Annotated in this window: 13 protein-coding genes; 8 read left to right on the top strand and 5 right to left on the bottom strand. The window is 65.0% G+C overall.

Features of this window, described 5'->3' with window-relative positions; all coding sequences use genetic code 11:
• Window positions 1-22: 22 nt before the first annotated feature.
• Together ACUCCZ_RS09285 and hemE are read right to left on the bottom strand one after the other, a co-directional pair.
• Complete coding sequence (locus ACUCCZ_RS09285) at window positions 23-1,453, bottom strand: protoporphyrinogen/coproporphyrinogen oxidase (protein ID WP_435917255.1); 1,431 nt, start codon at window positions 1,451-1,453, stop codon at window positions 23-25.
• A gap of 23 nt (window positions 1,454-1,476) precedes the next feature.
• Window positions 1,477-2,538: a uroporphyrinogen decarboxylase gene (gene hemE / locus ACUCCZ_RS09280; protein ID WP_435917254.1), complete on the bottom strand. Its 1,062-nt coding sequence runs from the start codon at window positions 2,536-2,538 to the stop codon at window positions 1,477-1,479.
• 124 nt (window positions 2,539-2,662) lie between these two features.
• On the opposite strand from hemE, the gene ACUCCZ_RS09275 reads away from it, so the two are divergent.
• The 3 genes from ACUCCZ_RS09275 to ACUCCZ_RS09265 all read left to right on the top strand — a co-directional run bounded on the left by ACUCCZ_RS09275 (window position 2,663) and on the right by ACUCCZ_RS09265 (window position 6,692).
• Window positions 2,663-3,997 carry a glutamyl-tRNA reductase gene (locus ACUCCZ_RS09275; protein WP_435917393.1) on the top strand — a complete coding sequence of 445 codons (1,335 nt, stop codon included), beginning with the start codon at window positions 2,663-2,665 and terminating at the stop codon, window positions 3,995-3,997.
• Between the two features lie 95 nt (window positions 3,998-4,092).
• Window positions 4,093-5,994 carry a hydrogen peroxide-dependent heme synthase gene (hemQ, locus tag ACUCCZ_RS09270; protein WP_435917392.1) on the top strand — a complete coding sequence of 634 codons (1,902 nt, stop codon included), beginning with the start codon at window positions 4,093-4,095 and terminating at the stop codon, window positions 5,992-5,994.
• Window positions 5,995-6,329: 335 nt separating this feature from the next.
• Entirely contained in the window at window positions 6,330-6,692 is a 363-nt protein-coding gene (locus tag ACUCCZ_RS09265; RefSeq protein ID WP_435917391.1) for a hypothetical protein, read from the top strand.
• 54 nt (window positions 6,693-6,746) lie between these two features.
• Here ACUCCZ_RS09265 and disA read toward each other — a convergent pair whose 3' ends face one another.
• The 3 genes from disA to ACUCCZ_RS09250 all read right to left on the bottom strand — a co-directional run bounded on the left by disA (window position 6,747) and on the right by ACUCCZ_RS09250 (window position 10,192).
• Complete coding sequence (gene disA / locus ACUCCZ_RS09260; protein ID WP_435917253.1) at window positions 6,747-7,850, bottom strand: DNA integrity scanning diadenylate cyclase DisA; 1,104 nt, start codon at window positions 7,848-7,850, stop codon at window positions 6,747-6,749.
• Window positions 7,847-9,304: a DNA repair protein RadA gene (gene radA, locus ACUCCZ_RS09255; protein ID WP_435917252.1), complete on the bottom strand. Its 1,458-nt coding sequence runs from the start codon at window positions 9,302-9,304 to the stop codon at window positions 7,847-7,849. The genes disA and radA overlap by 4 nt, the downstream gene beginning before the upstream one ends.
• 249 nt (window positions 9,305-9,553) lie before the next feature.
• A complete protein-coding gene (locus ACUCCZ_RS09250; RefSeq protein WP_435917251.1) occupies window positions 9,554-10,192 on the bottom strand; it encodes a VOC family protein in 639 nt (212 codons plus the stop codon).
• Window positions 10,193-10,406: 214 nt separating this feature from the next.
• On the opposite strand from ACUCCZ_RS09250, the gene ACUCCZ_RS09245 reads away from it, so the two are divergent.
• Genes ACUCCZ_RS09245 through proC form a run of 5 tightly spaced genes read left to right on the top strand, consistent with a single transcriptional unit; the run spans window position 10,407 to window position 14,892 of the window.
• On the top strand, window positions 10,407-11,237 hold the full coding sequence (locus ACUCCZ_RS09245; protein WP_435917390.1) for a sugar phosphate isomerase/epimerase family protein: 831 nt from the start codon (window positions 10,407-10,409) through the stop codon (window positions 11,235-11,237).
• 59 nt (window positions 11,238-11,296) lie between these two features.
• Complete coding sequence (locus ACUCCZ_RS09240; protein ID WP_435917388.1) at window positions 11,297-12,193, top strand: proline dehydrogenase family protein; 897 nt, start codon at window positions 11,297-11,299, stop codon at window positions 12,191-12,193.
• Window positions 12,194-12,195: 2 nt separating this feature from the next.
• Window positions 12,196-13,029 (top strand): CPBP family intramembrane glutamic endopeptidase, encoded by an 834-nt coding sequence (locus ACUCCZ_RS09235; RefSeq protein ID WP_435917387.1) that lies wholly within the window; start codon window positions 12,196-12,198, stop codon window positions 13,027-13,029.
• Window positions 13,030-13,072: 43 nt separating this feature from the next.
• On the top strand, window positions 13,073-14,104 hold the full coding sequence (locus ACUCCZ_RS09230; RefSeq protein ID WP_435917250.1) for an aspartate-semialdehyde dehydrogenase: 1,032 nt from the start codon (window positions 13,073-13,075) through the stop codon (window positions 14,102-14,104).
• On the top strand, window positions 14,101-14,892 hold the full coding sequence (proC, locus tag ACUCCZ_RS09225; protein WP_435917249.1) for a pyrroline-5-carboxylate reductase: 792 nt from the start codon (window positions 14,101-14,103) through the stop codon (window positions 14,890-14,892). Before ACUCCZ_RS09230 ends, proC begins: the two co-directional genes overlap by 4 nt.
• Window positions 14,893-14,947 lie beyond the last annotated feature (55 nt).

Here is a 14,947-nt window from a genome sequence, read left to right as displayed (position 1 = left end):
GGATCCGACGCCTCCCCTGCTCTCAGACCAGTTGACGAGCCGTGTGGCGGGCCTGCGGCACCAAGGCGGCGATGCCGGAGCCCGACGCCCACGCCCCGACCAGGCCGATGCGGCCTCGTCCGGACTGGTTCAACGCCTCGAGTTGACGGTGCAGGCCGTCGCGCCACGCCCTGGTCTGTGGGGTCAGTGGGGCCAGTGAACCCGTCCAGTAGATGATTTGGGAGTCCACCACCTGGTCCGACGACAATTCCACACCGAGCAGGACCGAGGCATCTTCCAGCGCCCGTTCGACGCTGAACTCGACGTCCGTCTCCCCGGATCGTCCATAGGAAACTCGCAGCAGGTGCAGACCGTCGGGGCAGGACTGGCTCAGGCTTGGCCACTTGGCCGACATGTGCGTCAGAGCCTTGGCCTTGACGCTCGTCGTCCCGGGAGCCACCAACATGCCGTTTCCCCGCGGGCAGTCGTCCAGCTGCGGAGCCTGCAGGGCCAGATTGACGTGACCAATGGGGGCGCCGGGAACCATCCCGGGGCCGGACACGTCAATGATGCTGCTCATCAGCTCGGTGGCAGAGCCAGCCGAGCAGGCCACCACGACGCGCGGGGTCAGGAAGGAGTGCACCTCGCCGTCGGGGATGGGAGGCAGGGACGGATTGGGATTGCGTGAGGTGTCGGCGGCCTCGACGAGCCACTGGTCGCCATGGTGGGTCAGCTCTCGCGCACCTACTCGGGTCATGATCGTTGCACCGGCCTCCTCGGCCTGACGGCGCAGCTCGGCCGGCATGGTGAACATGCCACCGGCAACTGACGCGACGACCGGCCCCTCTGGCATCCGGGAGCGGCACAGCGCCACGCCGGCTGCCAGGGATCCGGTGGTCCGGGCGGCAGTTCGCAAACCGGGGGAGACGACGTCTGCCGAGAGCAGGTGCGGATCGGCGGCATGGATGCCACCGGCGATCGGCGTGACGAGTCGCCTCAGCACATCCGGACCCATGCGGGACTCCACCAGGGTCCCCAGATCTCGGGGAAGCTCGTCGGGCATCGGGGCGTTGTCGAGTTCGGCGGCGCGGGCGGCCTCGTCGACCCCCAGCGCCATCACGACCGCCGGATCCGACAGATCGGCTGGGATGCCCAGGATGGCATTGCCGGGCATCGCGAAGCAGGCGTCGTCGAAGTACACCCAGGACGGGGCAGTCCTCGGCTTCTCGACGGTCACCCCCAGTTCCTCGGCCAGCTCGGCGGTGTCGGGAAGACGAATGGCCCACCCCTCGGCGCCGATGTCGTAGCTGATCCCCGCCAACGTGGCCCCAACCACCAGGCCGCCGGTGTACCCGCGGGACTCCACCAGCACAGGGTGCAGCCCTTCCTGGGTGAGCTGCCAGGCCGCAACGAGCCCGGCCATGCCACCACCGATGACGACGGCGTCGACGTTGTGTGGATCAGGGATGCTCATCGTCACTTCCTCGCAATTGTGGTTCACAGTGAGTGCACCAGCTCCACCAGTCGCGTCAGGACGTCGGGGTCAGTGTTGGCGGGCACGCCATGGCCCAGATTGACGACGTGGCCAGGGGCCTGGCGTCCAGCCGCGACGACGTCGCGAGTAGCGGTCTCCAATGAATCCCAATCGGCGAAGAGCAGGGCCGGGTCAATGTTGCCCTGTACCGGCATGTCCATTCCGGAGACCATGAGGGTGGCGCAAGCCTCGTCGAGGCTGATGCGGTGGTCGATGCCGAGCACCGGGTTGCGGGACGCCGTCGCGGCCACCTGGGCCAGCTCGGCGAGAAGATGGCCGGCATTGACGCCGAAGTGCACCACAGGGGTGTCCGGGTCGAGCTCTGCGAGGGCTCGCTGGGAGAACGGGGCGACGCTGGCGCGGTAGTCGACGGCGTTCAGCGAACCGGCCCAGGAATCGAAGAGCTGGACGGCACGGGCCCCACCGCCCACCTGGGCGGCCAGGAAGGCGGCGTCAAGGTCGGCTACCCACTCCATGAGCTTGGCCCAGGCCGGGGGATCTGAGTGCATCATCGCGCGGGCGGCCAAGTGGTCGCGGGAGGGTCCGCCTTCCACCAGGTAGGCGGCAATCGTGAACGGGGCCCCGACGAAACCAATCAGGGGCGTGGTGTCACCGAGTTCTTCCACCACCAGTCGGGCAGTCTCTTCGATGGCCGAGGCATCACCGGGTTCGCGTTGGGTGATTCGCGCGACGTCGGCAACGGTGCGAACAGGCTCGTCGAGGACCGGTCCGACTCCCGGCTCGATCCGCACCCCCACCTCGGCCAGGGCCAAGGGCACCATGATGTCGGAATAGAGAACTGCCCCGTCGACGTGGTGGCGTCGCACCGGCTGGCAGGTGATCTCGGCTGCCAGCTGAGGGTTGAGACAGGAGTCGAGCATCGTCGTGCCTTCGCGGGCCTTGCGGTATTCCGGGAGCGAACGGCCCGCCTGACGCATGAACCAAACCGGCGTGACGGCAGGGCGATGCCCGGTCATGGCCTGCAGAAGCGGCGAATCGGCTGTGAAGGTGGTGGTTTCAGTCATCACCTCGATTGTGCCCCACGTCGTCGAGAGGCTGTTCATGGGGCGGTTGTTGGGCGCGAGGCTCATTGCTACTGGGGCTCGTCGGAACCGCATGGTTGAATAGCGCTTCGTGGGATTGTGTGTCTTGACCGTGGATTATGCCGAGCAGGGACTCGGCGTCGTTTCCGAGGCGGCCGCGCAGGTCGATGGGCTCGCCCTGGCACTGACTGACCATCCCCAGATCCGTGGCGCTCTCGTGTTGTCAACGTGCAACCGAGTGTGCCTGATGGTGGAGACTTCTCCTGACTCTGCCGCTCAGGGATTCGACGAGGCCGCACTGCGGTCCTGTCTCGCCGACCAGGGGGCGGCTGTGTTGGCTGACTCGGCCCAGATCTTCTGTGAGACAGACGCCGTCTGGCGAGTTTTCCGGGTAGCTGCTGGTCTGGAGTCGATGGTTGTCGGTGAGCGCGAGGTTGCCGGACAGATGAAGCGTGCTCTGAATGAGGCGCGCAAGGAGCAGACGGTGTCATACACCATCGGCCACCTCGTCGAGGAAGCGCTCAAGACCTCTCGTCATGTCGCCACCGAGACCGCACTGGCTGCCGGGGGACGCACCGTGGTGGCCGTTGGACTAGACCTCGTCTCCCAGCAGATGGACCTTGGTGGGGCGCGTGTCCTCGTCATGGGAACGGGTTCCTATGCCGGAGCATCGTGCGCCCAACTGAACTCGCGTGGCGTGACTGAGATTCAGGTTCATTCCGCTTCTGGCCGTGCCGCCGGATTCGCTCGCCGTCACCGTGTGACCGAGGCCGTCGATCTGGATGCCGCGTTGGAGCAGGCCGACCTCGTCGTCACCTGCCGTGGCTCGGGTGTGCCTGCCCTCTCCACAGAGGTCGCCCGACGTGCAGTGGATGCTCGCGCCGGACGCGACCTGCTGGTGCTTGACCTGGCCGTCAGCGGAGACGTCGAGGAACCTGTGCCCGCCGGGGTTGAGGTCATCGACCTGGAGACCATACGTCATGCTGTTCCCGCCTCGGCCGAGGCCGAGCGTGCCGCCGCCGAGCACATCGTCGCCACCGGTGTCCGTCATCTCGCCATTGACCTCGAACGCCGCCGGATGGCACCCGCCGTCGTCGCCTTGCGCGACGTCATCTCGGATCTGGTCACCGCCGAGCTGGAGCGCCTTCCCGAGGAGGGATCCGTGCCGGTCGACGAGGTGGCAGCATCGTTGCGTCGTCTTGCTGCGTCCATGGCGCACATCCCGTCGGCGCGAGCCAGGATGGCCTCTGAAAAGGGCCTGGGGGATCGCTGGCTCAACTCGTTGTCGGACGTGTTGGGCATCGACGTCGAGATCGCCGCTCCCGTCATCGACATGTCAACCTTCACCAACGCTGACTGCATGGTCTGCCCGGTCACCGGCCTGCGGGTGGAGGACCTTGCCGCGGACGCGGCCCACCGAGGTGAGGAGAAAGACTCGTGACCGCCAACCCCTATTCAGCCCCCAAGGATCCGCTGGCTCCCTATGACGCGGTGCTCATCGCATCTTTCGGTGGGCCGCGTTCCCCCGAGGAGGTCATGCCCTTCCTGAGGAGGGTTTCCAACGGTCGTATCCCGGACGAGCGGTTGGCCGAGGTCGCCCACCACTATGACCGGTTCGGCGGGGCCAGTCCCATCAACGTGGCGACGGATGCCTTCGTCAACGCCCTGAAGGATGAGCTTCACCAGCGCGGAGCTCGAATCCCGGTCTTGCTGGGGAACCGCAACGGCTCACCTTTCCTTGATGACGTCCTGCCGGAGATGCACAACCACGGTGTGCGTCGAGTTCTTGTCGTCGTCACCTCCGCATACGCCTGCTACTCCGGTTGTCGGCAGTACCGTGAGGAGATTGCTGCCGCCCTCGACAAGGCCGGCGTCACCGACATGCAGATCGACAAGGTACCTCCCTTCAACGAGGCGCCCGGCTTCATCCGTGCCAATGCGGAAGCCCTCATGCAGTCCTTCATGCGCATCCCGCCGACCCCGCTCGAGGCAACTCGAGTCGTGTTCGTCACCCACTCCATCCCTGATTCCATGCAGGAGGCGTCCGGGACGGGACAGCCGGGGACCGACTACGTCTCCCAGCACAAGGCGGTGTGCGAGAAGATCGCCGACCAGGTGCGTCAGACCTTCGGCAACATGCCGCAGTGGGATCTGGCCTATTGTTCACGATCGGGACGACCGACCGATCCCTGGCTGGGTCCTGACATCAACGACCACCTGCGCACCCTTCCGGAGCAAGGAGTCAAGTCCGTCGCGGTTGCGCCGATCGGGTTCATTGCTGATCACATGGAGGTCGTCAATGACCTCGATCACGAAGCAGCCGAGACGGCGGCCGAGATCGGACTGGCCTTTGCCCGAGCTGCGACCGCTGGCGCCCATCCGGCCTTCGTCGCCGACATGGCGGGCCTCATCATGGCCCAGGCAGCGGCTGCTCGAGGAGAGGGTGGAAGTCTGACCTCCTGGCCCACCCCCTGCGCGCCCGGATGCTGCCGACGTTGCCCGGATGCCAAGGACATTCCGGCCATTTCTGGAAGTGACATCGCCGAGCCTGACGAGAGTCAGGCCTGCGAACTGGTCGCCGCCTCCGCGGTCTGCGAATCGGAGCCGGAGTCTCGGTCCCCTTACGACCTTCTGACCAAGGAGATCCCCATGACTGATCCCTCGAGCCCCGACTCGGTGCGTGAGGAGCCTCGCGACGACGAGGCCCCCGCCGGTTCCTACACCGCGCCGACTGACCCGCGTGACCACGCCGTCGTCCCGGAGGAGGTCAATTCCTCCAGCAAGTGGGCCATGTACTCCGTGTTCCGCGTTGCCACCCCGCTGCCCGCTGATGATGTCGAGCGTCGTCAGCTCATTGACGGTTCTCACGAGTGGGTCGGACGGTCCGGGGTCGAGACCCGTGGCTGGTACGACCTGTCGGGTCTGCGTGCTGACGCCGACCTGCTGGTGTGGTGGCTGAGCGACGACCCGGCTGCACTGCAGGACGCCTACCACCGCTTCCGTGGGTCCGGCCTGGGTCACCACCTGGACCCGGTGTGGTCGAACATGGGCGTGCATCGCCCGGCAGAGTTCAACAAGTCTCACCTGCCCTCCTGCTTCGCCGGAGTCGCTGCGCGACAGTGGGCAGCCTTCTACCCCTTCATCCGATCCAAGGAGTGGTACCTGCTTCCGGCTGCCGACCGTTCTCGGATGCTGCGCGAGCACGGCATGGTCGGTGCCGCCAGCTCCGACGTCAAGGCGTCCACCTTGGCTGCCTTCGCCCTGGGCGACTACGAGTGGATTCTCACCCTGGAGGGTGACGACCTCGTCCGTCTCGTCGACGTCATGAAGGACCTGCGCTACGTCGAGGCTCGTCGTCATGTCGACGTCGACACCCCCTTCTTCACTGGTGAGCGTGTTTCCCCGGTGGTGTGGGCCGACCGTCAGATGAGAGCCTGATGGTGCCTTTGCATGGCCTGACTGACCCAGTGGGTCCGGAATCACCGCAGACCTATTGGGTGCGGCGTCTCGTCCTGCTCATCGCCCTGGTGGTTGTCGTTGTCCTGGTGATCGCGGGTATGTCCAAGCTCATGGGTGACTCGAAGGAACAGGCTGCGCCGGTGGCATCCTCCGTCACCCCGAATCCGTCATGGACGGACACCGCATGGGGGCAGGAGGCTCCGACTTCCGCGGGTTCAGCCAGCTCCAACACGTCCGCTTCCCCATCGGAATCCCCATCAGCGTCGTCATCTCCATCCGCGCCGACCGTCGGCAAGCTTTGTGACGGATCTCAGCTGGCGGTCAAGGTTACGGGAGACACCGCGAAACCCAAGGTGGGTGGCACCGAGACTTTCACCGTGGAGGTGAAGAGCTCGTCTGACTGCCGCTGGGACACCCAGAAGGTGACGCAATCCCTCACCGTGACGTCCGGAACCGATCGCATCTGGTCGACCGAGGACTGCGGGTCCTGGGGGCCGAGGGGAGTCCACGAGATCACGTCTAAGAATCCGTGGACCTACAAGGTCTCATGGCCGACGAAGCGTTCCACCGGCAAGTGCAAGGTGTCGAAGGAACCCCTGGGTGGTGGCTACTACATTGCCACCGTTGAGATCGACGGCGGCTCAAGCGATCGATTCGTCATGCAGGTGAGTGAGTGACCTTCTGACACATGACATCGGTCCCAGCTCATGAGCTGGGACCGATGTCATGTGTCAGTGGAAGCGGTGGGTGCGTTGGTCGTTCTCGAAAATCGCCTCCAAGGCCTGCCTGATCTCGCGTGCCCGTTTCAGACCGACTCCCTTGACGTCGCCAAGTTCCGAGGTGGACGCCGAAACCAGACTCTGCAGGTTTGAGAAATGATCTATGATCGCCTGGATCGTCAGGGACGACAGATCGGCGACTGATGCCAGCTGGCGGTGGCCGCGTGGCTGCATGGGGGCGTGGAGAGGATGCTCGACGGGATCGAGGTCGATGGCTTCAGCCACCTTGGCGACGTCGAGAAGGTCCTCCCACGGCAATTCCTGTAGCCCGGACAGGGAAAACTCGCCCGGGGCGACGGTCTCAGGCCGGTAGTCCTCGGTGAGGAGACGGCCCAGGTCCTCCACGCCTAGGGACAACTCGTTGCGCTGCAACTGGACCAGCCGACCCTCGACGCCGAGTGCTGACACATAACTGCGGACCTCGGCGTCGATGCGACGCCACATCTCGACTCGTTGAGCGACAGCGGCGACGTCGCGAACCTGCACCTGGTCGCGGACTTCCAGCATGGTGAGGTTCTCGGCCTCCTCGACCAGACGTGCGCGATAACTCGACAGGGTTGCCAAGGCCTGGTTCGCCCGAGCCAGCAGCTGCTCCGGTCTCTCGATCGGGTAGCGGCGACCATTGAGGAACAGCGACATCACTGACATGGATGACGAGACGACGACCACCGGTGCGCCGGTCTGCTGCGAGAGTCGATCGGCGGTGCGGTGACGTGTGCCGGTCTCCATCGTCGGCAGATTGCCATCAGGTACGAAGTGAACCGCAGCGGCTGTGATGCGCTCGTGGTCGCTGGAGACGACCAGACCACCGTCCATTTTGGACAGCTCGCGGAGCGCTTGCGGGGTGAGCTGGATGTCAAGGGGGAAACCGCCCGAACAGACCTCGTCGATCTCCGGGCCGTTACCGAGCACGATGAGGCTACCGGTACGCCCATTGATGATCCGATTGAGTCCCTCCCGAATAGGTGTGCCAGGGGCGAGCAGAGCCATCAGGTGACGGATCCGCGCGGCCTCCATCTCCCGGTCGCTCTCGGGGGCGGGCTGGGCATCGCTCATGAGACGACTCTAGTTCTACCCACCGAAGTTCTCACCTCCGGTGTCTTGTCATGCTGGCTCGCCTGGCGCTGGCGCTGCCGACGCAAGTTGAGCACCGACAGGGCTTCGGCCACGCTGCCGACCTCGATGACATGGAGTCCGTGCATCGTCGGGACCTTGGTGTGCGCCTCCCGGGAATTGCGTGGCACGACGGCGAGGTCGAAGCCCAGACGTGCGGCCTCCCCGACGCGCCTTTCCAGACCAGGGACTCGTCGCAGATCACCGGCGAGTCCAACCTCTCCCAGGGCGACGACTCGCGTCGGGAAGTTGGTGTCGAGAATGGCCGAGGCCACCGCAACCGCGATCGCGAGATCGGCTGACGGGTCAGACACCCTGGCTCCGCCCACCGTCGAGACGTAGACGTCCCGGTTGCTCAGCGGTAGGCCAGCCTTGCGTTCCAGAACGGCCAGAATCATGGCGACCCTACCGCCCTCGACCCCGTGGGTGGTGCGACGCGGGTACTTCTCGGACGCCGATGGGGCCACCAGGGCCTGCACCTCCGAGAGCAGGGGACGGCGTCCCTCCATCGTCACCGTCACGCAGGTGCCCGGCTGAGGATCGGCATTGTCCGAGGTGAACAGTCCCGACGGATCGGGGACCTCCATGATTCCGCTGTCGGTCATCTCGAAGCAGCCCACCTCGTCTGCCGGGCCGTAGCGGTTCTTGGTGGCGCGAACCATCCGGAATCCGGAGTGACGGTCGCCCTCGAAGTTGAGGACGACGTCGACCAGGTGCTCCATGGTGCGCGGCCCAGCGATCGACCCCTCCTTGGTGACGTGACCGACGATGATGACGGCCATGCCACGCCTCTTGGCCACCCGCACCAACGCACCGGTGACCTCCCTCACCTGGGAGACTCCGCCGGGGGAGCCGTCCGCCTGACTCGTCCCGACTGTCTGAACCGAGTCCAACACCATGAGGGAGGGCTCGGTCTGCTCGATGTGTCCCAGTACCGTTCCCAAGTCGGTCTCGGAGGCCAGGTAGAGCTCATCGGCCAGGGAATTCGTACGGCCAGCGCGCAGCCTCACCTGGGCCGCCGACTCCTCGCCCGTGACGTAGAGGGTGCGTCGTCCGGCCTTGGCCCATTTGGCGGCGACGTCGAGGAGCAGGGTCGACTTTCCGACTCCGGGTTCGCCGGCAAGCAGGATGACAGCTCCAGGTACCAGGCCGCCTCCGAGTACCCGGTCCAGCTCGCTGATCCCGGTGAGGTGACGGTTGGTGGCCTGCTTGCTCACCTCACCGATGGGCACGGCCTTGGACGTGGGCGTTGATGAGGCGACCTCGGTGAGTTTCGCTGTCCCCTTCTCGACCACCGAACCCCAGGTCTGACACTCACCGCACCGACCGACCCACTTGGACGTCGTCCAGCCGCACTCGGTGCACATCCACGTCGGAGTCTGCGTCTTCTTCGCCATGGCCCATACCCTGCCAGCAGGAGCTGACAGGTCCGACGATGGTGGTGTTCTCCTCAGACCTCATCTCGAAGGTCTCGATGGCTGTCGGGAGCCGTCCGATCAGCCGGTGATCCAGTCATTCCGCACGGATCAAAGCCGTTCCCGAGTCGTGATCGGGGTCGTCAGGGGTTCGGATATCCGGAACACGGCACACTCCCGGTGGTGACGTCTTTTCGTGCACTACCGGGAGGTGCTGTCAGGTGTTTGACGTCAGATGCGAACTCGTCCGCGAGACGGGGTGTTGAAGGTCACGGCGTCAATGCCGGGGTGACCATTCGGGCTGGTGAATTCGAAGGAGATGCCCTCAACCTCGTCGGGAATCCTTTCTCCCAGCCAGTCCTCGACGCGCTGACGCGACCCGGACACCTCGACCGAGGCAAGGGTGACGTTTCCGCTCAGGCTGGAGGGCAACAGCGCGACCGGGGAGGTCCACTTGATGAAGAAGGGAAGCTGCGGGTCAGCCATCAGTCCCTTGACGCCGATCTGACGCCACTCGAGGTGGCGGCCATCGGGGAAGGTGCGCCTGCCGGGCACCGACTCGCGCTCGAGTCGCGTCTCGTACGGGGCGAGATCGTCGACGGAGACGGACCACCCCATCCATCCGCCGCCCTGCTCCTGACGGGCGCGCACGGCCTGGCCGAAGACGGCCTTCTCGGCTGCGGGGTGGTCGAGCACCTCCACAACCTCGATGTAACGCGGCCCGGCCAGCGGCAGGATGCGGTTGCGGGTGCCGAAGCTCGGATGGACTCCCCCGTTGATGAATGAGGTCCCCAGGATTTCGCCCAGGCGAGCGGCATCCTCATCGAGACCTGCAGGGCCAGCGGCGAACATGAGATGGTCGACGTGCATGGCAGTATTGTCTCCTGTGTCCTGCCCATGATGAAATCCGCCCCCGGATGGCTGCAACGAAGCGGGTTCGAGTGAGGTCATGAGGGAATGTGGACGAGGTGCGCATTCCCTGGCTTGCGACACGCGGTCGATCCCGACAAGGTAGGTTGAGCATGTGCCTGACAGTGTCGGACCTGACAATCCCTCGACCACGGCTGCTTCCAGTGTTCCTCGCGTGACGTTGTCGACGACCTCGGTCTATCCCGAGTCAACCGCCGACGCCTTCGCCCGAGCCAAGATCATTGGCTATGACGGTGTGGAACTCATGGTCGGTATCGACCCGGTTGCCGCAGATGTCGACCGGATCGTCGAATTGTCGGCAGAACACGGCGTCAAGGTGTGGTCGATCCATGCGCCGTGCCTGCTCGTCACCCCGAATGTGTGGGGTAGCGACTCCTGGGGCAAGTTGGACAAGGCTGCCGAGGCCGCGGGGCGACTTGGCTCCGAACTCATCGTCATCCATCCGCCTTTCCGCTGGCAGCGCGATTACGCGAGCCGGTTCGAGGAGGGAATCGCCGAGCTCAACGAGAAGTACGCCCCACTGGTTTTCGCCGTCGAGAACATGTACCCTTGGCGTACCCCGGCCGGTCGTTTTGCCGCATATCTGCCGGGATTCGACCCCACCAAGCTCAGCTACGACCACCTCGTCCTCGATCTGTCCCATGCCGCCACGGCGCAGATGGATTCCCGCAAGCTCGTGGACCTGTGGGGGTCGAGGCTGCGTCACATCCACCTGACTGACGGATCCGGCACCTTCAAGGACGAGCATCTTCTGCCTGGTCAGGGGAATCAGCACGCCTGGAAGGTCGTCGAGCGTGCCGTGGCAGGCGGGTTCAACGGGGACATCGTCCTGGAGGTCAACACCCGTAAACTTTCCGGGGAGAGGGCTGGGCAAGGGGCCCGGATCGAGGCGCTGTCCGAAGTTCTGATGCAGACCCGCATGGCCGTCGATCGTGGCGTTTTCGCGCGTCGCGACGTCCAGGCGCGACAGGAGGCCCATCGGTGACCGAGGATCGACACGATTTCCGTGGCGGAGCCCTGCTGGCACGGGGTCGACGACTGGCGATGCAGCTGGCGATGGACCCGACCATTGCCGACAAGGTTTCCCAGTCACGGTTGGCTCGCGAGATCGCCGCGACATATGTCGCTGGTGAGGACGTCGAGACGGCAGTCGAGAAGGCCGCCGATCAGGTAGTCAAGGGCCTGGACGTCAGTTTGCATCCCCTCGCCCCCGACGCCGTTGACGTCGCTCAGGCCCGCCGGTCGACGGTCGGACTGTGCACGGTGATCGAGAAGCTCGGCGCCGACCCGGCGTTTGACGGCCACAGCGAGGTGTCCATCGGCCTCGCGGCACTGGGACTGCGAGTTGACGACGATCTCGCCTGGGAGAACGCCAGGCAGATCTGCCAGACTGCTCGCGACAATCATGTCGCCGTGACGGTGGACGACGAGGGCCCCGACATCCACGATCGTTCTCACCGTATCGTCATGGATCTGCTGGAGAACTACGAGAACACCGGCATCGTCATTCAGGCGGCCCGTCACGACTCCCTCGTCCAAGTGAGAAGACTGGCAGCTCCCGGGCGACGCATCCGGCTGTGCAAGGGTTCCTACACCGGTCCCCGCTCGGTCACCCTGATCCGTCCCCATGACGTGGATCTGAGGATGTCGGCATGTCTGCGCGCCCTCATGACCGGTCCCTCGATGGTGATGCTGGCCAGCCACGATCCGGTTTTCGTCGCCCTCGGGGAACAGCTCATGTCGAGCCTGGATCGCCCCCTGGAATTCCAAATGCTGCAAGGAATTCGTCCCCTCGAGCAACGAAGACTGGTGGACATTGGCCACCAGGTGCGGGTTTATCTGCCTTATGGCCACGATTGGTACCGGTACTGCACCCGACGGATCGTCGAGAGACCGAGCAATGTGTGGCTGTTCGGAAGGTCGCTGGTGGAGAGGCGTTGAGGATGTGGAATGGCACGAGTACCGTCCCCCCTCATTCGCGCCGGGACGAGACTCCTTGCCGGGGACTCTCGGGGGATCGCTCGACTGATCGGCGCCTGCTGTGGGAGACGATATTTCTCTTGGCCGTGAGCCTGGGGCAATCCGCGTGGTACTCGATTCTGCGAATGATCGAGAGGCTCACCCGTGGCGTGCCGATGGATCAGCAGACCTCTGAGCTCAATTCCTCGGTGACCCCCGGACGTCCTTGGCTCGATCTGCTCTATCAGCTGTCTGACATCGTCTTCGGTGTCGCGCCGGCCTTCCTGGCGTTGCTCCTACTCGCCCAGGTCAAGCCGCCTCGCAAGGGTGTTCGTCACGCTCTTGGCCTGGAAGGTCCAGGATGGGGACAGGATGTCGGGGCCGCAGCGATTCTGGCCGCCATCATCGGCATTCCTGGCCTTGGTTTCTACCTCGCTGCTCGCGCCCTGGGCCTCAACACGACTGTTGAGGCCTCCCATCTTCAGCACGTCTGGTGGACGGTTCCGGTACTCGTCGGCCTGGCCCTCATGGATGCGGTCCTGGAGGAGACCGTCATGGTCGGCTACCTCTTCACGCGGTGGCGTCAGATCGGGTGGTCGACGACGATGGTCATCGTCGTCTCGGCTGTGATCCGTGGCACCTACCACCTTTACCAGGGGTGGGGTGGGTTCCTCGGCAACATCATCATGGGCCTGTTCCTCGGGTGGGTCTTCTCCACGAGGCGCAGACTCCTGCCCCTCATCGGCGCCCATGCCTTCCTCGACATCGTCTCCTTCGTCGGATATGCCTGTCTGGCTGGTCACGTCAGCTGGTTGTGAGCCATTCGGACACTGCGCGGTCCTGTCGTGTCATGCCCCTACCATGGGCGGCATGAAGCTTGGAGTCTTCGGAGCCACTGGACAGGTCGGCCGGGTCATGCGCACCTTGCTGGCGGAGCGTCATTTCCCCGCTGACGAGGTGAGGTTCTTTGCCTCTGCTCGTTCAGCTGGACAGAACTTGCCGTGGGGAGATGGGAAGGTCGTCGTCGAGGACACCGCTACTGCTGATGTCGCGGGCCTAGACATTGCGATCTTCTCCGCCGGTGGCGGCACTTCTCGCGAGTTTGCCCCCAAGGTGGCTGCTGCCGGGGCTGTCGTCATCGACAACTCGTCGGCCTGGCGACGCGACCCTGACGTCCCGTTGGTCGTCAGCGAGGTCAACCCCGAGGACGTCGCCAAGCGTCCCAAGGGGATCATCGCCAACCCGAACTGCACGACGATGGCAGCCATGCCGGTGCTCAAGCCGTTGCATGACGCTGCCGAGCTGACCCGTCTCGTCGTCGCCACCTACCAGGCCGTGTCCGGGTCGGGTGTCGCCGGGGTGCGCGCCCTCACCGAGCAGACCGCAGCCATTGACGATCCCTCCGCCCTGGCCATTGATGGACGAGGAGTTCCGGTCGACGACCTCGGGCCCTATGTCGCCCCGATCGCCTTCAATGCCGTGCCGGTTGCCGGCAACCTCGTTGACGACGGCACCGGTGAGACCGACGAGGAGCAGAAGCTGCGCAACGAGTCGCGCAAGATCCTCCACATCCCGAATCTGCCGGTGGCCGGAACGTGTGTGCGAGTGCCGGTGTACAGCGGTCACGGATTGGTCGTGCACGCGGAGTTCCGCGACGATCTGAGCCCTGAGAAGGCCACCGAGCTGTTGACGAATGCTCCGGGAGTCAATGTTGTCGACGTCCCGGACCCGCGGTCTGCCGCCGGAACTGATCCGTCCCTGGTCGGGCGTGTCCGTGCTGATCAGTCCGCTCCGGCAGGCAAGGGGCTGGTGTTCTTCTGTACCGCCGACAACCTGCGCAAGGGTGCTGCCCTCAATGCCGTGCAGCTGGCCGAGCTGGTGGCTGCCGAGTGAGCGGGAAGATCGCGGTCCTGGGTTGCGGAACGATGGCCGGAGCCCTCATTGGTGGGCTCATCGACGCTGGCACGGTCACGGCGGACGACGTCGTGGCGACGGCGCGTTGCGAGTCACATCGCGACGAGATCGCCTCAACTCTGGGCGTGAAAACGACGGCGGACAACGCCGAGGCCGTTCGCGACGCCGAGCTCGTCATTCTCGGGGTCAAGCCCTATGCCGCTGTCGATGTGCTGGAGGAGGTCGCGGAGTACCTCACGGATGACGCGACCGTCATCTCCATCGCTGCCGGTGTGACCACCGAGAAGTTGCTGGCTGCTGGGCAGGCCAAGGTCGTGCGTGTCATGCCCAACACCCCGGTTCAGGTGGGCAAGGGTGCGTTCATCGTCAGCCCTGCACCAGGTGCTGAGGGGGCTGGCGAGAAGGTCGTCAAGATTCTGGAGACGGTCGGCACCGTCGTCGAGGTGCCCGAGAAACTGCATGACGCCGCCACCGCCGTGTCGGGTTCCGGCCCTGCCTACGTCTTCCTGGTGGCGGAGGCGATGATTGACGCCGCCGTCGCCATGGGACTACCGCGAGACAAGGCGAGCCAGCTCACCGTCGCCACTCTGGTCGGCTCAGCCGAATTGTTGTCCGGTGGGGAGCATCCGGCAGTGCTGCGATCCAAGGTGACGAGCCCCGGCGGTACCACCGCTGCTGCCCTGGCCAAGTTGGAGGCCGGGGGAGTGCGAGCCACCTTCGCTGATGCAATGACGGTATGTCGCGACCGTGCTGCTGGCTTGTCCTGACGGGTCGGTGCGGCGTTTTTGGCTCGATTGCAGGTCACAGCGTAAAGTAACCCTT

It is taken from the genome of Cutibacterium nasicola, assembly GCF_052654715.2.
This window is presented reverse-complemented; position numbering and strand designations above follow the sequence as displayed.

Excerpts from the sequence above, each read along its gene's own strand:
- ACUCCZ_RS09285 (WP_435917255.1), bottom strand. The coding sequence starts at position 1,453 with ATGAGCATCCCTGATCCACACAACGTCGACGCCGTCGTCATCGGTGGT.
- hemE (WP_435917254.1), bottom strand. The coding sequence starts at position 2,538 with ATGACTGAAACCACCACCTTCACAGCCGATTCGCCGCTTCTGCAGGCC.
- ACUCCZ_RS09240 (WP_435917388.1), top strand. The coding sequence starts at position 11,297 with ATGCAGCTGGCGATGGACCCGACCATTGCCGACAAGGTTTCCCAGTCA.
- ACUCCZ_RS09235 (WP_435917387.1), top strand. The coding sequence starts at position 12,196 with ATGTGGAATGGCACGAGTACCGTCCCCCCTCATTCGCGCCGGGACGAG.
- hemQ (WP_435917392.1), top strand. The coding sequence starts at position 4,093 with ATGCCCTTCCTGAGGAGGGTTTCCAACGGTCGTATCCCGGACGAGCGG.
- ACUCCZ_RS09250 (WP_435917251.1), bottom strand. The coding sequence starts at position 10,192 with ATGCACGTCGACCATCTCATGTTCGCCGCTGGCCCTGCAGGTCTCGAT.
- ACUCCZ_RS09230 (WP_435917250.1), top strand. The coding sequence starts at position 13,073 with ATGGGCGGCATGAAGCTTGGAGTCTTCGGAGCCACTGGACAGGTCGGC.
- radA (WP_435917252.1), bottom strand. The coding sequence starts at position 9,304 with ATGGCGAAGAAGACGCAGACTCCGACGTGGATGTGCACCGAGTGCGGC.
- disA (WP_435917253.1), bottom strand. The coding sequence starts at position 7,850 with ATGAGCGATGCCCAGCCCGCCCCCGAGAGCGACCGGGAGATGGAGGCC.